Consider the following 22558-nt stretch of genomic DNA (forward strand, 5'->3'; position numbering starts at 1 on the left):
AAGGCACAGTCTGCATTGTCTTTAAAACAAGCGGTTGAAACAATTTCAGCGTACAACCAGGCCAACACTCCTGATAAAATATTTGTCCATACTGATAAATGGAATTACAATAAGGAAGATACGCTGTGGTTCAAATCTTACATCTTGAACGCAACCACAATGGCATCATCTACAAAAAGTGGGGTGATGTATCTTGAAATAAGTGATGGTGAGAACCATATAATAACACGCAACATGGTGGCGGTTAAAAACGGAAGCGGTAGCGGATATATCCCGCTTAATAATCGTTTTTTGGGAGGTACTTACATATTAAGAGCATACACTAACTGGAACAGAAATTTTGGTGATAAATACGTTTTCACCAGGCAGTTTTTTATTAATGACCTGGAAGATGCCGTATGGCGCGTTAACTCGCGTTTTGATATTGTTAAAAACGCTGCTTCAGATAAATTAATGGCCAACCTTACTTTTTTGCGTAATGACGGGCTTGGCCCAATAGGTGAAGAATTAAACACCAGGGTTAGTTGGGCCGGAAGTAATTTTTACCGTGCTAAAATTACGCCCACGCCAAATGGCGAAGCAAATTTTGCCTTTGACCTACCACCAGAGGCAGACCTGAAAGAAATCAGTATAAATCTCACGAAAAAGAATAAAAAAGGCGCTGATGTAACGTTGAATATACCTGTTATAGCCAACCGCGATGATAAACTTTCTGTACAGTTTATGCCCGAGGGAGGTAATATTTTGGCGGGTCTGGTAAATAAAGTGGCTTTTAAAGTATTAAATGAACAAGGCTATGGTGTTGACATTGAGGGTGGCGTTTATAATAACAATAATGAACTTGTGGCTCAAATGAGCTCAACCCATAAAGGCATGGGAACGTTTTATTTAAACGCACTAAATAACGAAACTTACACTGCACGTATCACTTACCGGGGTGTTAAACTTAATTTTACACTGCCGGCGGTTAAGCCTTCGGGTATAATGCTTCAGGTTGATAACATACGTAGTGCTGATTCATTAACGGTTTATGTAGCGCCTACTCAGGATGTACAACATACGGGTGAGAGCTATTACCTTATCGGACAATCGCGTGGAGGTAACTGCTATGGCGCAGTTGTTAACAGCGGTAACGGTGCCGTAAGAATAAAGATCAGTAAGAAAATATTCCTAACCGGGGTAGCCAAACTAACACTTTTCAACACCACAATGCAGCCCTTGGCAACCCGTGCATTTTTTATCGATCATCATGATGTTATTAATTTTTCCGTTACGCCAACCGCCGGTCACCACACCTGGGGCGATAGTGTCAGTATTAAAGTTAAAGCGAGTGATAAAGATGGCCGGCCGGTAAGCGGAAATTTTTCTGTTGCAATTACAAGTAACAACCTTGTTGAGCAGGATTCAACTGGTATTAGCAATTTAAATGTAAAGCTGTTGTTAAATGATGACCTGCAGGGTAATGTAGAAAACCCCGGCTGGTATTTTTCCGCAGGAGATGAACGCCTTAAAGCGATGGCGCTTGATAATCTGTTGCTAACCCAGGGTTGGACTAATTATAATTGGCAGGTGGTTTTTCAACCCTTAAAGAAACCTGAATTTGAGCCCGAACCAGAGTTTGCGGTTAAAGGGCGGGTTAAAACCATGTTCAACAAGCCTATCCCTCATACCGGTATAGTGCTCATGTCTACCAAACCAATTATAGTAACTGATACCACAAGTAATGATAAGGGCGAATTTATGTTTACCGATCTGTATCCTGTAGATACCATGACCTTTAAATTGCAGGCGCGAAATTTAAAGGGAAAATCGTCTAACGTTAAGCTTGAAGTTGATGAGTTTGTGCCGCCGGTATTCACGTTACCTCAGCAACGCATAATTCCATGGTATGTTAATATTGATACAGCGCGCTCGTCTGCAATTCGTGAAGGGCGGCTGCAAACCGAAGAGAACATAAAAGTATCCGGACAGCAATTAAAGGAGGTGCAGGTCAAAGCTAAAAAAGTAGTTAGTGGATCAAAGGGTTTGTTGGCTCCTGGTGAGGCCGACCTTATTTTTACTGCAGAAGATATCCAAAAAATGGGAAGGGTATCATTAGGAGATATATTGTTAGATCATGTTCCTGGTTTGAGATATGGTTTACCTAAGGCAGCAAACCGTAATTCATATAACATGAACCAGAGCACATCTATGGTGGTTGATATTCCATCTGTATTTGATACTGAAGGGCCTGGATATAATCTGCGTAACGTACCTACCTATTTTATTGTTGACGGAGTTTCAACACTTGAAACCACGAGCGCGGGTATTAACTATGCAAATTACATACGCACTATATTCCATTATTTACAGGCTGACGATATAAAGGGCATTGAAGTTATAACAAGCTATGCAAATCAAAATACATATGTAAACAAATATATAAGGCGTCATAATCCTATGGCTAAAGCCAAAGATTATACTTTTGTTGAAATTACAACTTATTCGGGTAATGGGTTGTTCACGCGCACAACAGTTGGTACATATACCTACCGTCCTTTAGTTTTTGCGCCTAAAAAGGAGTTTTACGTGCCTAAATATAATGTTAAAAATAGCAGCCAGGGAATAGATGCACGACCAACTATTTATTGGAATCCGGATGTAGTTACTGATGAAAATGGGAATGCAGAAATTGTTTTTTATACCACAGGCAAGCGCAATGACCTTCATATTGCCATTCAGGGAGCCGATATGTTTGGCAAGCTGGGATCCGCAGGTATTAAGATCATGATCCCTGATTAATACTGCTGTTACCGAAATGTTAGGTGACTGGCAATTCAATACTAAATGTAGTGCCTTTGCCTTCTTCGCTTTCAACGCTTATAGCGCCATTATGGCTCTCCACTATTTGTTTTACAATACTCAGGCCCAAACCTGTTGATTGCTCGCCGTTCAAACCGGTGCGCCCGGCCTTTGAAAAGCGGTCAAAAATATGTGGAAGAAGGTTAGCAGGTATACCTAATCCGCGGTCTTTTACTTTAATAGAAACCTTATTACCTTTTTGTTCTAAATGCAACTCTATGTTATCCCGCTCTTTAGAAAACTTCATGGCATTGCTGATGAGGTTATCTAATACCCGCTGAAATTTTTCATTGTTAATATCGGCGTATATAGGGTTGGCACCACTTAACAATACAATGTTATTTTTATGGTCATTCTGTATCTTCCAGGTATTGATAATGCCATTAAGCCACTGGTTCATTTCTGTTTTACGGAGTTCAAGGTTGGTGAGGTTTTCATTCCTGGCCGCTTCCAGCAGATCAGATATAATACTTCGGGCCTTAATGCACGACGCTTTGATCATGCCCACACTGTCCTGTGTATCCTCGCTAAGGTCTTCATCCAATTCCATCATCATAGCTAATGATTCTACCGCCGCTATTGGGTTACGCAGATCGTGCGCTACCATGCCTAAAACCTGGTTTTTAAATTCGGCAGCCTTTTCAATCTCCATGTTCTTGTTCCTGATCTCGATGATCTGCAAGTAATAGCTTGCTTTATAAGAGTAAAAATATCTGGATATAAGATAGAAGCCTGATAACAGGATAATAGACATTAACTGATCGTAAAGCATGGTTGTAGCATCGGTCCTTGCCATAAAAAGCAAGCCCGTAAATACAATTTCAGATAATACCAGTAAGGCAATAACCTCATCATATTCAAATACGCAAATTACACTAACTACAGACAGGGCTATTAAATATATGGTAAGCGCGTTTCGTGGGTCGGACGTTGCAATGAATGCCGAGTACATCCCGCAAAGAATGAGGTAGAAGGCAAACAGAAACACAAATACCAGCATGCCCGCATTTGCCTTTTTAGTTTTTTTAATGTTAGTTAGCAAAAGCTCATTTATTCCCCAAAAAAATGGAGTTACAAAAATATACAGCCAGTTGGTAACATTAAATTCAGGGAAGTTTTGCGCTTTAGTAAGACTTACAGGCAGTACCCAAATTAAAACGCGCAGTATAATATTGATCAGCAAAAAAACAATGCTGCTGTAGCGTATCGAAACCAGGTTTTGCAGCGTATAATAGTTGCGGAACGCCGCACGGTATCGTCCGGGTAAACTTCTGAAATAATGGGTGTCCAAAACTTTAGCTTATAGGGTTTATCAAAAATAAAAAACAGCAGCGTTGTACAAAAATAAAGCGGTGCTTTTTACATTAAAGTGCAAATTATTTACTCAGGGTTACAAATAATTGAATTAAAAGGAATGTGTTTGACAAAACGGCGGGGAAAATAATTTTTTAATGCCATTTTTTCAGACTATAGGCAGTGGCAAACATTTTGAGATAAGTGTACTGAAATTATTTAACTATGAACTTTAACAACTTCACCATAAAAGCTCAGGAAGCTATACAAAAAGCTTCAGAGATAACTGTAGGCAACCAGCAGCAGGCTATTGAAACAGCGCATTTGTTGAAAGGCCTTTTACTGGTTGATGAGAGCGTTATCACATATTTATTAAAAAAATTAAATGTTAACCTTAACAGGTTAAACGCGACTTTAGATGAGCAGATAGCCGCATTTCCTAAGGTAAGCGGCAGCAATGTGTATCTGTCGTCAAACGCTAACTCTGCTTTACAAAAAGCACAATCTTATTTAAAAGAGTTTAAAGATGAGTTTGTGTCGGTAGAGCATGTGTTATTAGGGATACTATCAGTAAGCGATAAAACCAGCTCGGCTCTTAAAGATGCAGGCGTTAACGAAAAAGACCTGAAAAAAGCCATTGTTAGCCTGCGTGGCGACAACAAGGTAACTGATCAGAATGCAGAAGCGACGTTTAACGCATTGAACAAATATGCCCGTAATTTAAATGAGTATGCCGAATCAGGCAAGCTTGATCCGGTAATTGGGCGCGATGAGGAGATACGTCGTACTATACAGATATTGTCGCGTCGTACTAAAAATAACCCTATCCTGGTTGGCGAGCCGGGCGTAGGTAAAACCGCCATTGCCGAAGGTATTGCTTTCAGGATCATCAAAGGTGATGTGCCCGAAAGCCTGAAAAGTAAAACGGTTTACTCTTTAGATACGGGTGCCCTTATTGCCGGTGCCAAATACAAAGGCGAGTTTGAAGAACGCCTGAAAGCCGTTATCAAAGAAGTTACCCAGGCCGACGGAGAGCTTATATTATTTATTGATGAGATACATACACTGGTTGGTGCAGGAGGAGGCGAGGGCGCTATGGACGCGGCCAATATTTTAAAGCCCGCCCTTGCACGCGGCGAACTAAGGGCCATTGGCGCTACAACGCTCAATGAGTATCAAAAATATGTTGAGAAGGATAAAGCTCTTGAACGCCGTTTCCAAATTGTGCTGGTGGATGAGCCGGATACTGCCGATGCCATATCTATTTTAAGAGGTTTAAAAGAGCGCTATGAAGCGCATCATAAAGTGCGTATTAAAGATGAGGCTATTATTGCCGCGGTTGAAATGTCGCAACGCTATATATCTGACAGGTTTTTGCCTGATAAGGCTATAGACCTGATGGACGAAGCAGCTTCAAAACTGCGTATTGAAATGGATTCGGTTCCGGAAGTGGTGGATGAATTACAACGCCGAATTATGCAGCTTGAAATTGAGCGCGAAGCAATAAAACGTGAAAAAGACGATAAGAAAGTAGCAGAACTCAGCGAAGAAATAGCCAACCTGTCTGCTGAGCGTGATTCGCTTAAAGCTAAATGGCAAGGCGAGAAAGATGTGGTTGATGGCATCAACTTAAAAGTTGAGCAGATAGAAAACTACAAACTGGAAGCTGAACAAGCCGAACGTGCAGGCGATTATGGTAAAGTGGCTGAACTGCGCTACGGCAAAATTCGCGAAGCGCAGGAGGAAGTTGAAAAGCTGAAAGAAGCTTTGCAGGCTAACCAAAGCGAGAGCCGAATGCTAAAAGAAGAAGTAACTGCTGATGATATAGCAGGTGTAGTATCCCGCTGGACAGGCATTCCGGTTTCAAAAATGGTGCAAAGTGAACGCGAGAAATTGCTTAACCTGGAAGGTGAACTGCACAAACGCGTTGCCGGGCAGGAAGAAGCCATTGAAGCCATTAGTGATGCTATACGCCGCAGCCGTGCAGGGTTACAGGATAAGAGGAAACCAATAGGATCGTTTATCTTCCTGGGTACAACCGGGGTGGGTAAAACAGAATTAGCCAAAGCATTGGCAGAGTATCTGTTTAATGATGAAGGTGCCATGGTACGTATTGATATGAGCGAGTATCAGGAGCGCCATGCCGTATCAAGGTTGATTGGAGCGCCTCCAGGCTATGTAGGTTATGATGAAGGTGGGCAGTTAACCGAAGCCGTTCGCCGTAAACCGTACAGCGTTATATTGCTGGACGAGATAGAGAAAGCGCATCCGGATGTATTTAACATTTTGCTGCAGGTATTGGATGATGGCAGGTTAACTGATAATAAAGGCCGTTTGGTGAACTTTAAAAACACCATCATTATCATGACGTCTAACATAGGCTCAAATGTTATACAGGAAAACTTCCAGTTTTTAGAGGATGGCGACCGTGATGCCATCATCGCCAAAACAAAGAATGATCTGTTTGAATTGTTGAGAAAGACCATTCGACCGGAATTTTTGAACCGTATTGATGAGATCATCATGTTCACGCCGCTTAATCGCGATGAAATAAGCGACATTGTTAAGCTGCAATTTAAACAAGTGCAGCAAACCCTGACCGAAATGGGCATTAGCCTGGAAGCCTCAGAAGAAGCTTTAGATTGGCTGGCTCAGTTAGGTTATGACCCGCAATTTGGTGCAAGGCCATTGAAACGTGTAATTCAAAAACGTGTATTGAATGAATTGTCAAAACAAATTCTGGCCGGTAAGGTAGATAAAGACAGCAAGATCAAGCTGGATATGTTTGATAACCAATTTGTGTTTATGAATACAGCTGAAAAAGCTGAAGCTTAATTAGATAATATTAAATTGATCAAAGCCCCGCGATATTTTTCGCGGGGCTTTGTCGTTTATTTATGTTAAGTAATTGTTGGGCATATTAAAATTAAATTACTTGCATTAGTTGGTTGATAATTTGCGTTATAATTAATCTAATTATTAAACCAATGATGAGATACTGCTTTGTTTTGCAGCGTTTTTTCGCCCTGCTTTTATTAACTACGCCTGTATTAGCCCAGGATGTTGTACTCCCTAACGCCTTCGCTCACAATGATTATCAACACAAAAAACCACTTTTTGAAGCCATAAAGCAGGGTTACGCTAACATCGAAGCCGATGTTTATGCCTACAAAGGCAGCCTGGTAGTTACACATGTGCTGCCCATACTACATCACAGGCGTACGTTAGAGGCGCTTTATCTTGAACCATTGGCAGATCTGATTAATGAACGGAATGGGGAAGTTTATACCGGTTTTGCGGCGCCGGTTACGCTCATGATCGATATAAAATCAGATGGTGCTAAAACTTATCGCTTGCTGAAACCAATTTTAGAAAAATATCGATCTTATTTATGTGGTTACAGCAACGGGCAGTGGCAACCAGGACCCGTGCGTATCGTTTTATCTGGTAAGAAACCTTTTGATATGGTAAGAAATGACCCCGACCGACTTGTTTTTATAGATGAAGACCTGCGAAAAATTGGAAGAGATACCACCCGTAATTTGTTTAACATGGCAAGCTGTAAATTCTCCAAATTGGTGCGTTGTAATAAAGATGGTAGCTTATCACCACGTTACCAGGCGCGACTGCGCAACTATGTTAACGACGCGCATAAGTACGGTGTTAGGGTGCGTTTGTGGGCATCGCCTAATAAATACACTACCTGGCAGCAACTGCTTACCTGCGGTGTAGACATGATAGCAACGGATAAACTAACCACCTTACATAATTTTTTAATTGACGAAAAGCGGCGATAATACTACACAACAATAAGCCCTCGACAGCAATCGAGGGCTTATTGTTGTTTATAGGGTGGTAAACTATTTTATACGATAGCCTACCCCTAACCCTACAACCCACGGACGGATTTTTACATCAGCATTGATGCTTTTAAGCACCGGAGCCAATCCCGGACTTCCCGCCGGTGTAAGGTTTGATGCATCAACAGTTGCCGTGGTTGACAGTAGCAGCTTTTTCAGATCAACGTTCAAAAACATGGTTTTGCTTATGTTAATATCCACACCGGCCTGCGCCGCAAACGAAAAACTGTTTTTATAGTCAACGCCTTGTACGGTTCCGCCTTTATTCACACCATAAAAAATGGTGTAGTTAGCGCCCGCGCCTAAATAAGGTTTAACGGCGCATTTGGTAGGCAAGTGGTATTGCAAAGTAAGGGTAGGAGGCAGCAACCAAACTTTACCCAGATCAACATCGGCACTGGCCGGGCCACCTATGGCCGTTAAGTTGGAGCCCTTTGTTTTTACGGTATGACGTGTTGTGCCTAAAATCAGTTCGGCAGAGAAATTATCAGCGAAGAAATAAGTGAAGTCAAGTTCAGGCACAAAAGAGTTACTAATGTTAATGTCGCCGCCTATCACACCTATCGTCGCGCTCTCCTGCGGTAATACGCCTATGCCTCTCAGGCGGATGTTCCATTCATTTTTTTGTTGTGCAAAGGCAGAGATGCCAGCCATCATGAAGAAGGCCAGGGCGTAGAGTTTTAAGTTTTTCATGATATACAATGGTTGAATTATGGCTCAAATGTATCTGAGCTTGAGTAGCGGTAAAATGACTGAGGGCAGCCTTGTAGCTGATCTCAGTCATTGCAATTTCAACCTATTGTACACGTGTGAATATCGGCTTAAGAGTTGCCGATAACCGGCATATCCTGGTTAACATGAGCCGGTATTTTAAGCGGTTTTTTCTTACTTAATGCTTTTATAGTAAGTGCGGCAACCAACCCGCCAACTAAATAATAGCCAACGGTAAGTAATTTGGTCTCGGCATTTTTGGTGATGGGCGTATCGTTCAACCCCAACTGGCGGGTCAAAGCCAACGCGCCAATTCCTGCGGCCAAACCCAAAGCTGTTCCTTTGGTGAGCAAATTTTTACGACTGCCAATACCTATCAGGCTATAATAAGCCGCATTGCTAATCACATCGGCAGCAAGTGTTGTTGCAAACAGTGTATCGCCTCTTAAAGGTTTAGCACCGGCAAGTTTCAAACTTTTGTTAAGGGCCTGTTCACCAACCAGATCAATTCGCGGAGCACTGTTTAAAAAATGCTTAACAGTTTGATGTACTATGTTTAGCGCAGCTGCGCCTGCAAAGCCGCCTATGGTGCTGTTTAATGTTTTCATAATGAAGATGTTGTTTCTAATGTATTCACATCCAATATAATGCCAGTTACAGCATTTGCTTTTTTTAAAGCGATGATAAATTTTCTTTCATTAAACTAAATAATTTAGCAAAACTTTTTAACTTTACCTTTGTGTACGCCATAGTAGATATTGAGACAACAGGAGGGCATGCCAGCGCAAATGGTATTACCGAGATAGCCATTTGCCTTCATGATGGCAAAAAAGTAACGCAGCGTTATACCACATTGGTTAATCCGCGGCGGGAGATACCTATTTACATCAGCGCGCTTACCGGCATCACCAATGATATGGTGGAACAGGCACCACCTTTTGAAGATGTAGCCGCAGACGTTTACCACCTGTTACATGGAAAAATATTCGTGGCACATAACGTCAATTTTGATTATTCTTTTGTTCGCTACCATCTGTCGCAGGCGGGCTACGAACTTAACTGCAATAAGTTGTGTACTGTTCGATTAGGGCGTAAAATATTACCGGGCCATGCATCGTACAGTTTAGGCCGTTTATGCCGCACCTTAGGTATTGATAATGAGGCACGTCACCGTGCTATGGGCGATGCCGAAGCTACTGCCGAATTATTCAGCCTGATGCTGAGAAACGACCGGGAGGAGCATATTAAAAAGGCGCTTAAACAAGGCTCAAAAGAGCAATTGCTACCACCGCATTTACCTAAAGCCGATATTGAGGCTTTACCTATGATGCCCGGCGTTTACTATTTTCATGATGATAAAGGCAAAGTGATCTATGTAGGCAAGGCACGTAACATAAAAAAGCGGGTGTGCAGCCACTTTACCGGTAACAACCCCGGGCCGCAGCGACAGGAATTTTTGCGAAACATCCATCGCATCAGCTTCCAGGAATGCGGAACAGAGTTGATAGCTTTTGTGCTGGAAGCTGTTGAAATTAAGCGGCTTTGGCCCAAGTATAATCGTTCATTAAAACGTTTTGAGCATGCCTACGGGCTGTTTGTATTTGAAGACCAGAATGGTTACATGCGCCTGGCGGTTGATAAGCGCCGTAAACTGGCAATTCAGCCGGTATATACGTGTAATTCTCTCAACGAGGGCTATAGTATTATACATAGTTTGATAGATCAGTTTGAACTTTGTCCTAAGCTGTGTTTCATACAACGCAATACGAATACATGTACCGGAGTTCATACCGGGCACTGTGCCTGCGAGGGTGTGCAGCAAGTTGAAGATTATAACACCAGGGTAAATACCGCCATTGAGGGCCTGAAAAAAGCACTGCCCACCTTTGCCATACGGGATGAAGGCCGTAATTATGACGAGCATAGCTGCATATTGGTTGAACGCGGACAGTTTTACGGAATGGGTTACATAACATCAGATTATAGCACCACAGATCTGCAACAACTCAAAACAAAACTCACCCCTTATCCGGGTAATGATTACATCAGGAATATGGTGCTTAATTATGGTGAGAAATTTCCGGATAGAATGGTAGTTTTTTAAGCTGCTTATTGCGTAGCTGCAGTGCGCAAACAATCGATTGTATCCATCATAAAACCCACTTTTGGTAACAATTGTACTACACTAAAAATAAATTTAGGGTGTGGTATTAAATATTGTATCTGTTAAAATAGGCAGTAGCATGTTTTATTGCATTTTATTTAACACTTTTTAAACTTTTTGGTCGTTCTAAAGTCAAAAAACAAGAAATTTAGAAACTTTCTGAACTATGCCCCAATCTTGCTTTTGAGGTTACATTGGTTAAATTTGTTGAGTTGAAGTGAAGTTGGTTTTGGGTGTTAAATAAAATAAGCAATAAATAAATTATACATATCTAAAAGGAAAATGAAGAGGACTATCTTATTAACAGGATTTATACTTGCAACACTTGTTGCTAATAACTCGTTTGGTCAAACCACCAAAAAAACAACCACGGTTAAAAAAACAACCACCGTTACCAAAGCTGCTGCTACTAAACCAAGTGCTGCAGATCTGGTAATTGGTAAACAGGCTTTGTCAAAATCTGATTGTTTAGCTTGCCATAAAGAAGATACTAAACTGGTAGGCCCTGCTTACAAAGACGTAGCAGCAAAATATCCGGCTACAGATGCTAACGTAGATATGCTGGTTAAAAAGATCATTGCCGGTGGTTCTGGTAACTGGGGCCAGGTGCCAATGTCTCCGCACCCGCAACTGGCAGCTGCCGATGTAAAAAAGATGGTACAATACATATTGTCGCTTAAATAAATCAGCCAAAAAGCTCTACCTTTAAACAGGTGGAGCTTTTTAGTTTTATAGAGAGCCTTGTGCTGTGCTATAAAGAAAAACAAAACCAATATAAAACCAACCCTACATGAGAATTTTTACTAAGTATTCAAAAGCTTTTATAGGCATTGCGTTAGTTGCTGCTACAACGTTTGCAGTGTCATGCTCAAGCAGCCGCACCGGCTCATCCAAATCAAAAAAAGTATTGGTATTCACCAAAATAGGCGTGGATAACAACGGAAGGAAAGCGTATGCACACGCTTCACGTATTCCCGGAGCCATAGCTATTATGAAGCTGGGTACCGAGAACAACTTTGTTGCCGACACTACCAGCGATGCAGGAAAATTTACACCAGAAAACCTAAAACAATACGCCGCCGTTATATTGGTAAGTACTACCGGTGCACATATTTTTGATGATGCACAAAAAGCAGCATTCACTTCTTTTATTCAACATGGCGGCGGTTACGTAGGTATTCATGCTGCTTCTGATGGTGAGTATGATTGGCAATGGTATGGTAAAATGGTTGGCGCTTACTTTAAGGCGCATCCAATGGGTACACCTACAGCTACAATTGATGTTGTTGACCGTACTTCTGCAGCTACCAAAATGTTGCCTGCTCGTTGGGAACGTAAAGATGAGTGGTATGCTTTTAGAGCTATGCCCCAGGATGTGCATGTATTGTTAAAGTTAGATGAATCTTCAGCTGCGCCTGAAGTTTATGGCAGAAGTCCTCAGGCTAAAATGGGTGCCGATCACCCGTTAGCATGGTGGCATGACTATGATGGTGGCCGTGCATTTTACACTGCTTTGGGTCATACTGATGCCTCTTTCCAGGAGCCATTGTTCCTGCAGCACCTGCTGGCCGGTATTGAATATGCCATGGGCCGCAAAAAAATGTAGTTTTCACCCCGAATACTAAAATCAAAAACTAAATATAACCTGTAATAAATGAAAAATAACAACAAGTGGCTTTTAGGTATAGCCTGCGTATCTGCAGTGGCTTTTTATACCTGTAAGTCGTCTCAAAAAAGTGTGACGCAGTACCCTGTTGAGCGCGATGCCGCAGGCCGGATCAAAGTAAATATGCACCCTGATCCAACCCCAAAATCACCGGAAGAAGAAATAAAACATATTTATCTTCCAAAAGGATATCATTTGCAACTGGTAGCATCTGAGCCTATGGTTAGCCAGCCTGTTGCAATTGCGTGGGACGGTGCCGGAAGAATGTATGTTGCAGAAATGAACACTTACATGCTTGACGCTGATGGTACAGGCCAACGCGACGAGAAATGTAAAATTAAATTATTGGAAGATACCAATGGCGACGGTGTAATGGACAAAATGACCGTTTACGTTGATAACATTGTAATGCCAAGAACGTTACAACCGTTAGATAATGGTCGCCTTTTAGTTAACTTAACCTGGACAAACGATGTATTTTGTTTCCAGGATACTGATGGCGACGGTGTGTCTGACAAGAAAACTGTTGTTTACACCAGCCCAACAGTTGGTAACAATAACAACCTTGAACACCAAAAAAGCGGTTTGATCTGGAATCTTGATAACCGCATGTATGTGTCTTATGATCCGGTTCGTTTTACGCTACAAGGCGAGAAAGTTATAGGCGAGGAAATTGCTGAAGGTGTTCCACCACAGTGGGGTTTAACACACGATGATTATGGTCGTTTATTTTACTCAAACGCAGGTGCAGAAGTTCCTGCCCGTGCTTTCCAGCAAAATGTTCATTACGGACAATTAGATCCGAAAGATCAGTTTGATGAAGACTTTCAGGCGGTATGGCCAATTGTAACTACTCCCGACGTTCAGGGCGGTCCAATCCGCTTACGTTCAGGCGATAGTACTTTGAATCACTTTACAGCTGTTGCCGGCCAGTCAATTTACCGCGGCAACATGTTGCCTAAAGATCTTTACGGAGATTTGTTGATTCCTGAGCCGGTTGGTCGTATCATCCGTCGTGCTAAGGTTACCAATACCAATGGTAAAATTACCCTGCGCAACGCTTATGATAAACAAGAGTTTATTGCTTCAACAGATATCAACTTCCGCCCGGTTAATACAGCTACCGGTCCTGATGGAAGCCTTTACATTGTTGATATGTACCATGGTATTATTCAGGAAAGTAATTGGACAAGAAAAGGTTCATTCCTTCGCGGTAAAATTGAAGACAAAGGCTTGCAAAAAAATATTGGCCGTGGCCGTATCTTCCGTTTGGTACATGACGAGTACAAACCTGATTTCAAAAAGAAATTCAATTTATACAAAGAAACAAGCGCACAGTTAGTGCAACATTTAACTAACGTGAGCAATGGCTGGTGGAGAGACGAAGCGCAAAAATTACTGGTTATCCGTAACGATAAATCAGTTGTTCCAACGCTGCAAAAAATGGCGCTTGATCCTGGCGCTAACCACTTAACCCGCATCCACGCTTTATGGACGCTGAACGGTATGGGCTCATTAGATAACGCTACATGGACAGCCGCTATGAAAGATAACGATGCCCGTGTACGTAAAACTGTTGCCTGGATAGGTGAGGACATGATGAAGACTGATCCGAAAGCTATTGACCAGTTAGCTACGCTGATGAACGATCCGGATGCTGACGTGCGTTACCAATTGTTATTGACCATGCGTTTTGTAAATTCAGATAAATCAAAACAGATCATTACAGACCTGATCAAAAAATACCCAAATGATCCAATGTTGGCGCTGTCGCAAACATCATATGAAGACAAGCTAAGACAAAAAGCTGAGCAAGCCGCCCGTCAGGCAGCGCTTAATGCACAGTCTGCTAAATTAGTAGGTCAGGGTCAGGTTATTTATAAGCAACTTTGCTTTACCTGCCATGGTAGCGACGGTAAAGGTGTTATTATAGGTGGCACAACCTCTACAGCGCCAGCATTAGCCGGTAACCCTGATGTTAACGCTTTCGGTCCTGAAAAGTTGATCCGTGTATTGCTACATGGCTTAACAGGCCCTATCCGCGGCACTACCTATCCGGATGCTATGCCTGCTTTAGGAGGTAACGATGATGAGTACATCGCATCTGTATTGAGCTACATCCGCAGCGACTTTGGTAACAAAGGCTCTGTAGTTATGCCTGAAGATGTTGCTACTGTTAGAAAAGCTACAGCAAGCAGAACAGCTATTTACACAATGGCTGAGCTGGATACTATCAAACCTGTACTGCGTAGCAGATTTGGACCCGGTGGCCCGCCAAGATAGTCTGTTAACTAAATAAACGGAATATAATATAAGGCCCTGCTTTTTTAGCGGGGCCTTTATTATTTACGAGCAATATATTATTGTTAATAAAAAATATTATGATTTTGTAAAATCATACAAACTTTAATTGCGTATGTAAGGTTGTAATGGAGTTTGAAATGGAGCACTTAATATATAATATCCGATCCACACGTGAGCACCTGGGGTACTCGCAGGAGTACATGGCCATGAAATTGGGCATAGGTCAAAATGGGTACAGCAAAATAGAGTTAGGCTATACACGTATAACGGTTGAGCGGCTTTTTGAAATTGCACGCATACTCAATGTTGATGTATTTACTTTATTGCAGCCGAGGGTTGTAAATGCTGTTGCATAATTTGAGGTTTGTCTAAACTGCGCACTTGTTCTTTATAGTTTAACGGCAAAAGCGCGTCGCGCAAAAAGCTGTCAAGGTGCAGCCGTCGTAGCAGTTTGTACAAGCCCATAGCTGGTTTTATCCAAAATTTTTGCTTTAAATTGAGTAAGTTGTTTACATGCTTTGGCGTTAGCAAATATTGTATCTGCAATACAATAAGGTATCTGAACCATCCTAAATGCTTTTTGTATTGTCGGTAAAGATCAGCGGTGTAATTACTATATGCCATGTTTAATAGCAATGCCTCACTGCGCATGCCTTCCCACTCATTCAAATTTTTTGGTAAACCGCTAATTTGCATTCTAACAGCCATGCGGTTAAAAACATCAAAAATTTCTTCTTTCTCCTCTGTAGCCAGCGGCCTTTCAAGCAATTCGAACGACCGTATGCTATGGTCTATCAGCATAAACAAAACATCCCGGTAAGCCCAATCGGGTATGGTGGCACCACGATTTTGCTCAACTCCGGAGTGAATAGCAGTTATTTTATCAATTGCTTTTAGTGCCGATACTTCATCAGCAAAAAGTATTACTCTTGAATAGGTAATTGTTGAAAATAGCCTGCCCAGCGGATCTGCCGGTAGTCTCCCTGTAAAATAAAGCCAGTCAACAGCTTTGTTGAGAGCAAACTCGGCAGCGGCACCGGCAAAAATAAACAAGCTGGTATCTGCCCGTCCCCATATTTTTCGCACAATAGAGTTTTCGTCTACAAAGGTTTTCATGCTGTTGCCTCCAGTTGTTTTATCCATTTATAGCAAGGCAATAATATCGCCAAAGTTACTACGCCGAAAGAGCAGTCAATACATTGCCAAAAGAAAGGTATGCTCCTTATACTGCCTGCAATAAAAGCTAACGGGAAGATAGCCAATGCAGCTATAATACCGAATTGCACTACCCAGATATTACGCACAGGGTTAATAAGCGGCCCTATAAATAACACGGCCAGCATAACGTGGGCAAAGGCCAGCCAGTCTGTTCCATAACTTATAAACGGGTATTGGTTGTTGGTGTTTTTTACCCCTGTATACACTTTGTTAAGCCACAAGCTTAAAGTTGGGTTAAGCTCCGGCTGATGTTTTAGAAACCACGTTAATTGTGTTTCAATAGGGAAGGCTGTTATTCCGCTTAAAAACAGGCCGATTATTATTGTCCAAATACACAATTTGATGCGTTTGTTAAGCCTGTTGTTCTGTAACTGTTTCATGGCGTTTAAGTTTTTGTGCTGTTTTTTCTGTAGCGATAATTGCTACAGCCCCTGCGGTATACATAAGAATATCTATAAAAGAAAAATAACTGCCGATGATTGTGGTTGCTATTTTAGAGTGCTCTAAACCGAGTGTTTGTACAATATGAAAATACTGCGAAAGCTCAATTGAGTAAGCAAAGGCCAGAACCAGTAGTGTAACTTTAACCACAGGCATATTGATAAATGCTTTAACTGCACAATAAATGAGTATGACTACCAATAAATCGCCAAAAAATGGCCTTATAAAAGCGTCGTGCACATAAGTGGCAATATAAGCTTCGGTTAAAAACAGTATAACGGACAGAAGAAAATAGCGGATGTTGAAATACATAAAAAGTACTTTTTTTTGCAAAGTAAATGAATAACAATCTTATCTCCAAAATAAATTCGACTTTACATCAGCTGTTTAGCGGAAGGTGAGCGTATTTTTTTAATTTTTTTATCGAAGATTAAAAAGATATTCTATCTTTGCAGTCCGTAAAAAAAGGGAAATACTTACCTTTTCTTATCGGAAAAATAAAATATTGGCACTTGTAGCTCAATTGGATAGAGCATCTCACTACGGATGAGAAGGTTTGGGGTTCGAATCCCTACAAGTGCACTGAGAACAAAGCCTTTCTGAATCAACCTAAGAAAGGCTTTTAATTTTTTAAAAGCATGCTCAATTTAGTATTGTTTGGCCCTCCCGGGGCTGGTAAAGGCACCCAATCTCAAAAACTTATTGAAAAATATGGCTTGATCCATCTTTCAACAGGCGATCTGCTACGCGGCGAGATCTCGCAAGGAACAAGTTTAGGATTGGAAGCTAAAAAAGTAATGGATGAGGGGCTTTTAGTTCCTGATTCGGTGGTTATTGGTATGATCAGTAATAAACTTGATGCTAACAGAGATGCCAAAGGATTCATTTTTGACGGCTTCCCGCGCACTACCGCTCAGGCTGAAGCTTTGGATGTGTTATTGGATAGCAAACAATCATCAATAACCGGTATGATAGCCCTTGAAGTTAACGACGACGAGTTGGAAAAACGCCTGTTATTAAGAGGTAAAGATTCAGGTCGCCCGGATGATGCTAACCCGGAGATCATCCGCAAAAGAATTAAAGAATATAATGATAAAACCACACCGGTTGCTGAATACTACAAAGCTCAGAATAAATTTACCGGTATTAACGGTATTGGCTCAATAGAAGAAATAGCTGCTGCTATTGACGCTATAATAGCTGCATATTAGTCCGAAAGTCGGTAAGTCGGCAAGTCCGAAAGTTGTTGTAACTTTGGATTTGCCGACTTGTTAATTTTATACTTTCTGATTTGCCGGACTTTCGGACTTTTCCGACTTCCGGACTAACAACTATCAAAATGTCTCAAGGTTCAAATTTTGTTGACTACGTAAAAATATGCTGCCGCTCCGGTAAGGGTGGGGCCGGCTCTGCGCATTTACACCGCGACAAACATACCTCTATGGGCGGACCTGATGGTGGCGATGGAGGCCGCGGAGGCCATGTTATTGTAAAAGGTAATGCCCAGCTGTGGACACTACTGCATCTTAAATTCAGAAAGCACGTTATTGCCGGCGATGGCGAAAGCGGCGGTAGCGCAACAAGCACCGGCAAAACCGGCCGCGATGAGATACTCGAAGTACCATTGGGTACCATAGCCCGCGACGCTGAAACAGGCGAAATTCTATTTGAGATAAACGAAGACGGTGAAACGCGCATATTAACTAATGGCGGCCGTGGTGGCTTAGGCAACTGGCATTTTAAATCGCCAACGCAGCAAACACCACGTTTTGCACAGCCTGGCGAGCCCGGTAGAGAAGAGTGGAACGTATTAGAACTTAAACTACTTGCCGATGTTGGTTTAGTTGGCTTCCCTAATGCTGGTAAATCAACGCTGCTTTCGGTTGTATCAGCTGCGAAGCCTGAGATCGCAGATTATGCGTTTACCACGTTGGTGCCCAACCTTGGAATTGTGGCTTACCGCGGTGGCCGATCATTTGTTATGGCCGATATTCCGGGTATTATTGAGGGGGCTTCAAAAGGTAAGGGCTTGGGTATACGTTTTCTTAAACACATTGAACGCAACGCTGTGTTGCTTTTTATGGTACCTGCAGACACAGCCCGCACCATCAAAGAAGAGTATGATATATTGCTGAAAGAATTGAACGAATACAATCCCGAATTAATGCATAAACCACGTGTACTGGCCATTACCAAGGCCGATATGCTGGATGATGAGCTAATGGAGGAAATGAAGAAAGAAATTCCAACCGAACTTCCTTCAGTATTCATTTCATCAGTAGCACAGAAAAATATAGATCAGTTAAAGGATCTGCTCTGGACCGAGATCAATAAGCAATAATCTCTTATTCGTGATGATAGGGCTCGCCTTTTAAAATGGTGTAAGCCCTGTAAAGTTGCTCTACAAAAAACAGCCGGATCATTTGGTGGGAGAACGTCATGCGCGATAGCGAAAGCTTATCGTTGGCCCGATTATAAACATCCTGATCAAAACCGTATGGGCCGCCTACAATAAAAACCAGATCGGCAGCGGCATGGCCGCGTTTATCAATATAACCGGCGAACTGTTTGGACGAGAACTCGCTACCGCGTTCGTCTAATAAAATAACATGGTCATTAGCGTTTATTTTTTTGAGCAGAAGTTCTGCTTCTCTGGCTTTCTGCTGATCCTGACTTAAGGCTTTAGTGTTTTTAAGCTCGGGTAATTCAATCACCTCCAGTTTGGTGTAATGCTTAAGGCGTTTAATGTATTTATCAATACCCTGTTTTAAATAATCATCTTCTGTTTTACCAATAACCAGGATTGTTATCTTCATGCCGCTAAATTAAAATATAAGTGCTTACTTAGCCTCATTATTTATGGAAGATATAATTAACCTATACCAAAAAGAAGCCTCTGCAGCCGCTCAGGAAGCAGGCAGATACAAAAAACTGTCAGATCAATACTCATTGTTAAGATTGGTTGTGTTTTTTTTAATGGCTATTGCTGTATACGCCGGTATAGTTACCAATGATTTTACGGTTATAGCTATTAGCTTTGTCATCTTATTATTGGTTTTTGCCTGGCTGGTTCAACGCCAAAGTGGTTACGAGCAAAAAAGAAAGTATTATACTGATTTGGAGCGAGTTTATAATAACGAGCTCAACTTCATATCAAACAGCGCCAATATTTACAGTAATGGCGCTGCCTATAACAATGAGAAGCACTTTTATACTTCTGATCTGGACATATTTGGGCCTGCATCGTTATTCAACCTGGTAAACCGCGCGGCAACATCTTTAGGCAATAATAAATTGGCAGCATGGCTAAGCGCCCCCTCAGACAGAGCCAATATCATAAAGCGCCAGCAAGCTGTCGAGGAAATTGCCCGCAAAGGCCAATGGAAGCCTGAAATGCAAACTTTATTACTGTTTGCTAATGGTACTGATATAAATCGTTTTCAGCAGTTGTTCAGCTATCTTAAAACCCCGTTAAACATCCCGGGCGAAAGGATGCTGTCGAAATACATTACGGTGGCTCCAATATTACTGACCGCCGCGCTGATTGGCAGCTATTTTAGTCCCCTTGCTAAATTGGTGGCGCTTTTTCTGGCTGCCGCCAATCTGGTTATTGTATCATCAAAAGGCAGTTACATTGTCAAATCATCGTTTATTGCAGATAAAATAAGCGAGGCTTTAGCGGCTTATGCTGTCGCTTTTGAAAAGATAGAACAAGAGAACTGGAGCTGTACCTTGACGGCGGAATTAGCCAATCGCATTATAAGTAAGCAAACTTCAAAACACATAGCACAGCTTTCGCAGCTTATACATAAACTGGGATATAACCTGGTGATGTTGGTGAACTTGGTATTAAACGTGTTCTTTTTGTGGGCCCTAAAACAAGTTATCGCCATTGAAAAATGGAAACGCGACAATTACCAGGATCTTGAAGATGCGTTTGATGTGATAGCTGAATTTGAGGCGCTATATAGTTTAGCAGGTTTGCGCATCAACTACGCCGACTGGACAGTTCCGGAAATTGCAGAAGGCGAGGGCTACACCGTAACGGGAAAAGCTTTGGCACACCCGCTCATTAAAAAGTCGGGCAGGGTAGAGAACGATTATGAGCTTAACGATACGCACAAAATAGATATCATTACCGGCTCTAACATGGCTGGCAAAAGTACTTTTTTACGCACGGTAGGTATCAACGCCGTTTTGGCACTTAGCGGTGCACCGGTTTGCGCCAAAAGTATGCGTGTATCTGTAATTACCTTGGTAAGCTATATGCGTATCAAGGATTCGCTTAACGAAAGTACATCAACCTTCAAAGCTGAGCTTGACCGCTTACAGATGTTGCTTGCCGCTGTTGAGCATGAACCAAATGTTTTCTTTTTAATAGATGAGATGCTGCGCGGAACCAACTCGGTTGATAAGTACCTTGGCTCAAAAGCCGTAATTGAACAGTTAATTAAAAAAAGGGGTGTGGGTATGGTAGCAACGCACGATCTGCAAATTGCGCAACTGGAACAGAAATACCCTCACTATGTGCGCAATTACTACTTCGACATACGTATAAGCGATGGACAAATGGTTTTTGATTACAAACTGAAACCCGGCGAGTGCAAAACCTTTAACGCCAGCCTGCTGCTAAAACAGATAGGTATTGACGTTGATACGACTGCCGACGGTTTGTAAAACTTTTGTTGTTCTAAAAGCTTCATATATTGTTTGTTATATTTGTTATAGCATCTTCGCTGCAATTTAACCTGAATATATATGAGGCGCATCCAAAAGTTTTTGGTTTTAACCTTGCTGTTATTACCCCTGCTTGGCAAGGCCAATTCTATATTGATGCCTATGGATGAGGCGCAGAAAGAACATCTTAAAGCCTACGGTATTGCCTTCTGGGTTTTAAAGGCCGACCTTGAAGTTGATTGGTTGCTAAACTATCGTGGTGGTAGCTTTCTGGTTAAATACGCTAAAAGTTTAGAGGATGAATGCAAAGTACGTGGTGTTACCTATGAGGTGGTAAGCGACAGCGACGTAAGCGCTATTATGGCTACTATTAATGACGCGTCAGTAAACATGGATGTGGTTAAGTTGCAGAAAGCTCCCCGCATTGCTGTGTATTCTCCTAAAGATAAAGGGCCTTTAGAGGATGCTGTTGATTTAGTGTTGAAATATGCCGAAATACCTTTTGATTATATTTATGACGAAGGTATTTTAGAAGGTAATCTGCCAAAATATGATTGGCTGCATCTTCACCACGAAGATTTTACCGGGCAGTTTAGCAAGTTTGGCAATGGCTTCGGCAATATGGAGTGGAACATGCGCAACCGGCAAATGCAGGAGGATGTGGCCAAGAAGTTTGGCTACGCCAAAGTATCAAAAATGAAGCTGGCTGTAGCCGAAAGGATAAGAGAGTTTACTGCTGGCGGAGGCTTTTTATTTGCCATGTGCTCGGGTGCGGATAGCTTTGATATTGCGCTGGCAGCTCATAATACCGATATAGTAGATTACCAATATGATGGCGACCCCGTTGCCGATAACGCGCAAGCGGCGTTAGACTTTACGCAAACTTTAGCCTTCCAGAACTTTACTTTACAATTAGGGCCGCGTGCCCGCAAATTCAGTAATATTGATACGCGTACGCTGAATAGGGTGCCCATGCAAAACGACTTTTTCACGCTATTTGATTTTTCGGCTAAGTGGGATATAGTGCCAAGCATGCTTACGCAGAACCATGAACGCGTTATAAAGGGTTTTATAGGGCTGGCTACCGCTTTTGATAAGTCGCTGTTAAAGCCTGGCGTTACCATTATGGGCGAATTGAAAACAGAAGGAGAGGCCCGCTACATTCACGGGGAGTATGGCAAAGGACAATGGACTTTTTACGGTGGTCATGATCCGGAAGATTATCAGCATAGTCCGGGTTCACCACAAACGGATTTAAAACTGCATCCCAACTCTCCAGGTTACAGGCTTATATTAAATAATGTACTGTTCCCGGCTGCTAAAAAGAAAAAGCAGAAAACGTGATCAGTTGGCAGTTTATAGTTGGAGGTAATAAGAACAAGT

19 protein-coding genes and 1 tRNA gene are annotated in these 22558 nt (G+C 42.0%); 13 read left to right on the forward strand and 7 right to left on the reverse strand.

Annotated features, from left to right (window positions below; genetic code table 11):
• The first annotated feature begins 15 nt into the window (after nucleotides 1-15).
• Entirely contained in the window at nucleotides 16-2781 is a 2766-nt protein-coding gene (locus CLV57_RS07775; RefSeq protein WP_157799096.1) for a carboxypeptidase-like regulatory domain-containing protein, read from the forward strand.
• 19 nt (nucleotides 2782-2800) lie between these two features.
• Here the strand turns inward: CLV57_RS07775 and CLV57_RS07780 are convergent, their stop codons facing one another.
• Entirely contained in the window at nucleotides 2801-4132 is a 1332-nt protein-coding gene (locus CLV57_RS07780) for a sensor histidine kinase (RefSeq protein ID WP_100340745.1), read from the reverse strand.
• Nucleotides 4133-4359: 227 nt separating this feature from the next.
• Here CLV57_RS07780 and clpB point away from each other — a divergent pair, with 227 nt between their 5' ends.
• Together clpB and CLV57_RS07790 are read left to right on the forward strand one after the other, a co-directional pair.
• Nucleotides 4360-6969 carry an ATP-dependent chaperone ClpB gene (gene clpB / locus CLV57_RS07785; RefSeq protein WP_100340746.1) on the forward strand — a complete coding sequence of 870 codons (2610 nt, stop codon included), beginning with the start codon at nucleotides 4360-4362 and terminating at the stop codon, nucleotides 6967-6969.
• Nucleotides 6970-7121: 152 nt separating this feature from the next.
• Nucleotides 7122-7931: a PI-PLC domain-containing protein gene (locus tag CLV57_RS07790; RefSeq protein ID WP_157799097.1), complete on the forward strand. Its 810-nt coding sequence runs from the start codon at nucleotides 7122-7124 to the stop codon at nucleotides 7929-7931.
• A 63-nt stretch (nucleotides 7932-7994) separates the two neighbouring features.
• Here the strand turns inward: CLV57_RS07790 and CLV57_RS07795 are convergent, their stop codons facing one another.
• The gene (locus CLV57_RS07795) at nucleotides 7995-8687 is read right to left on the reverse strand and encodes an OmpW/AlkL family protein (protein WP_100340748.1); all 693 of its coding nucleotides are present in this window, start codon (nucleotides 8685-8687) and stop codon (nucleotides 7995-7997) included.
• Nucleotides 8688-8815: 128 nt separating this feature from the next.
• Nucleotides 8816-9313 carry a hypothetical protein gene (locus tag CLV57_RS07800; protein WP_211290034.1) on the reverse strand — a complete coding sequence of 166 codons (498 nt, stop codon included), beginning with the start codon at nucleotides 9311-9313 and terminating at the stop codon, nucleotides 8816-8818.
• A gap of 131 nt (nucleotides 9314-9444) precedes the next feature.
• Here CLV57_RS07800 and CLV57_RS07805 point away from each other — a divergent pair, with 131 nt between their 5' ends.
• The 5 genes from CLV57_RS07805 to CLV57_RS07825 all read left to right on the forward strand — a co-directional run bounded on the left by CLV57_RS07805 (nucleotide 9445) and on the right by CLV57_RS07825 (nucleotide 15195).
• Nucleotides 9445-10809 carry an exonuclease domain-containing protein gene (locus CLV57_RS07805; protein WP_100340749.1) on the forward strand — a complete coding sequence of 455 codons (1365 nt, stop codon included), beginning with the start codon at nucleotides 9445-9447 and terminating at the stop codon, nucleotides 10807-10809.
• Nucleotides 10810-11151: 342 nt separating this feature from the next.
• On the forward strand, nucleotides 11152-11553 hold the full coding sequence (locus tag CLV57_RS07810) for a c-type cytochrome (protein WP_100340750.1): 402 nt from the start codon (nucleotides 11152-11154) through the stop codon (nucleotides 11551-11553).
• 106 nt (nucleotides 11554-11659) lie between these two features.
• Nucleotides 11660-12475 (forward strand): ThuA domain-containing protein, encoded by an 816-nt coding sequence (locus CLV57_RS07815; RefSeq protein WP_100340751.1) that lies wholly within the window; start codon nucleotides 11660-11662, stop codon nucleotides 12473-12475.
• Between the two features lie 48 nt (nucleotides 12476-12523).
• Nucleotides 12524-14818 (forward strand): DUF7133 domain-containing protein, encoded by a 2295-nt coding sequence (locus CLV57_RS07820; protein WP_100340752.1) that lies wholly within the window; start codon nucleotides 12524-12526, stop codon nucleotides 14816-14818.
• Nucleotides 14819-14976: 158 nt separating this feature from the next.
• On the forward strand, nucleotides 14977-15195 hold the full coding sequence (locus tag CLV57_RS07825) for a helix-turn-helix domain-containing protein (protein WP_211290035.1): 219 nt from the start codon (nucleotides 14977-14979) through the stop codon (nucleotides 15193-15195).
• Here the strand turns inward: CLV57_RS07825 and CLV57_RS07830 are convergent.
• The 3 genes from CLV57_RS07830 to CLV57_RS07840 are packed head-to-tail and all read right to left on the reverse strand — an operon-like array spanning nucleotide 15155 to nucleotide 16810.
• The gene (locus CLV57_RS07830) at nucleotides 15155-15955 is read right to left on the reverse strand and encodes an oxygenase MpaB family protein (protein WP_100341343.1); all 801 of its coding nucleotides are present in this window, start codon (nucleotides 15953-15955) and stop codon (nucleotides 15155-15157) included. The genes CLV57_RS07825 and CLV57_RS07830 overlap by 41 nt on opposite strands.
• Nucleotides 15952-16437 (reverse strand): hypothetical protein, encoded by a 486-nt coding sequence (locus CLV57_RS07835; protein WP_100340754.1) that lies wholly within the window; start codon nucleotides 16435-16437, stop codon nucleotides 15952-15954. Before CLV57_RS07835 ends, CLV57_RS07830 begins: the two co-directional genes overlap by 4 nt.
• Nucleotides 16409-16810, reverse strand: a complete 402-nt coding sequence (locus tag CLV57_RS07840) for a ribosomal maturation YjgA family protein (protein ID WP_100340755.1) — start codon at nucleotides 16808-16810, stop codon at nucleotides 16409-16411. Before CLV57_RS07840 ends, CLV57_RS07835 begins: the two co-directional genes overlap by 29 nt.
• Before the next feature lie 196 nt (nucleotides 16811-17006).
• On the opposite strand from CLV57_RS07840, the gene CLV57_RS07845 reads away from it, so the two are divergent.
• The 3 genes from CLV57_RS07845 (at nucleotide 17007) to obgE (ending at nucleotide 18839) form a co-directional block, all read left to right on the forward strand.
• Nucleotides 17007-17080 (forward strand) — tRNA-Arg (locus tag CLV57_RS07845).
• 56 nt (nucleotides 17081-17136) lie between these two features.
• On the forward strand, nucleotides 17137-17709 hold the full coding sequence (locus tag CLV57_RS07850) for an adenylate kinase (protein ID WP_100340756.1): 573 nt from the start codon (nucleotides 17137-17139) through the stop codon (nucleotides 17707-17709).
• Between the two features lie 128 nt (nucleotides 17710-17837).
• Entirely contained in the window at nucleotides 17838-18839 is a 1002-nt protein-coding gene (obgE, locus tag CLV57_RS07855) for a GTPase ObgE (protein WP_100340757.1), read from the forward strand.
• A 4-nt stretch (nucleotides 18840-18843) separates the two neighbouring features.
• Here the strand turns inward: obgE and rlmH are convergent, their stop codons facing one another.
• Nucleotides 18844-19314, reverse strand: coding sequence for a 23S rRNA (pseudouridine(1915)-N(3))-methyltransferase RlmH (gene rlmH, locus CLV57_RS07860; RefSeq protein ID WP_100340758.1), 471 nt, complete (start codon nucleotides 19312-19314; stop codon nucleotides 18844-18846).
• Nucleotides 19315-19357: 43 nt separating this feature from the next.
• Between rlmH and CLV57_RS07865 the strand changes: the two genes are divergently transcribed.
• Nucleotides 19358-21175, forward strand: coding sequence for a MutS-related protein (locus CLV57_RS07865; protein ID WP_100340759.1), 1818 nt, complete (start codon nucleotides 19358-19360; stop codon nucleotides 21173-21175).
• 81 nt (nucleotides 21176-21256) lie between these two features.
• Nucleotides 21257-22519, forward strand: a complete 1263-nt coding sequence (locus tag CLV57_RS07870) for an asparagine synthetase B (RefSeq protein WP_100340760.1) — start codon at nucleotides 21257-21259, stop codon at nucleotides 22517-22519.
• Nucleotides 22520-22558 lie beyond the last annotated feature (39 nt).

The sequence above is a fragment of the Mucilaginibacter auburnensis genome (genome assembly GCF_002797815.1).
In the GTDB taxonomy this organism is placed as follows: domain Bacteria; phylum Bacteroidota; class Bacteroidia; order Sphingobacteriales; family Sphingobacteriaceae; genus Mucilaginibacter; species Mucilaginibacter auburnensis.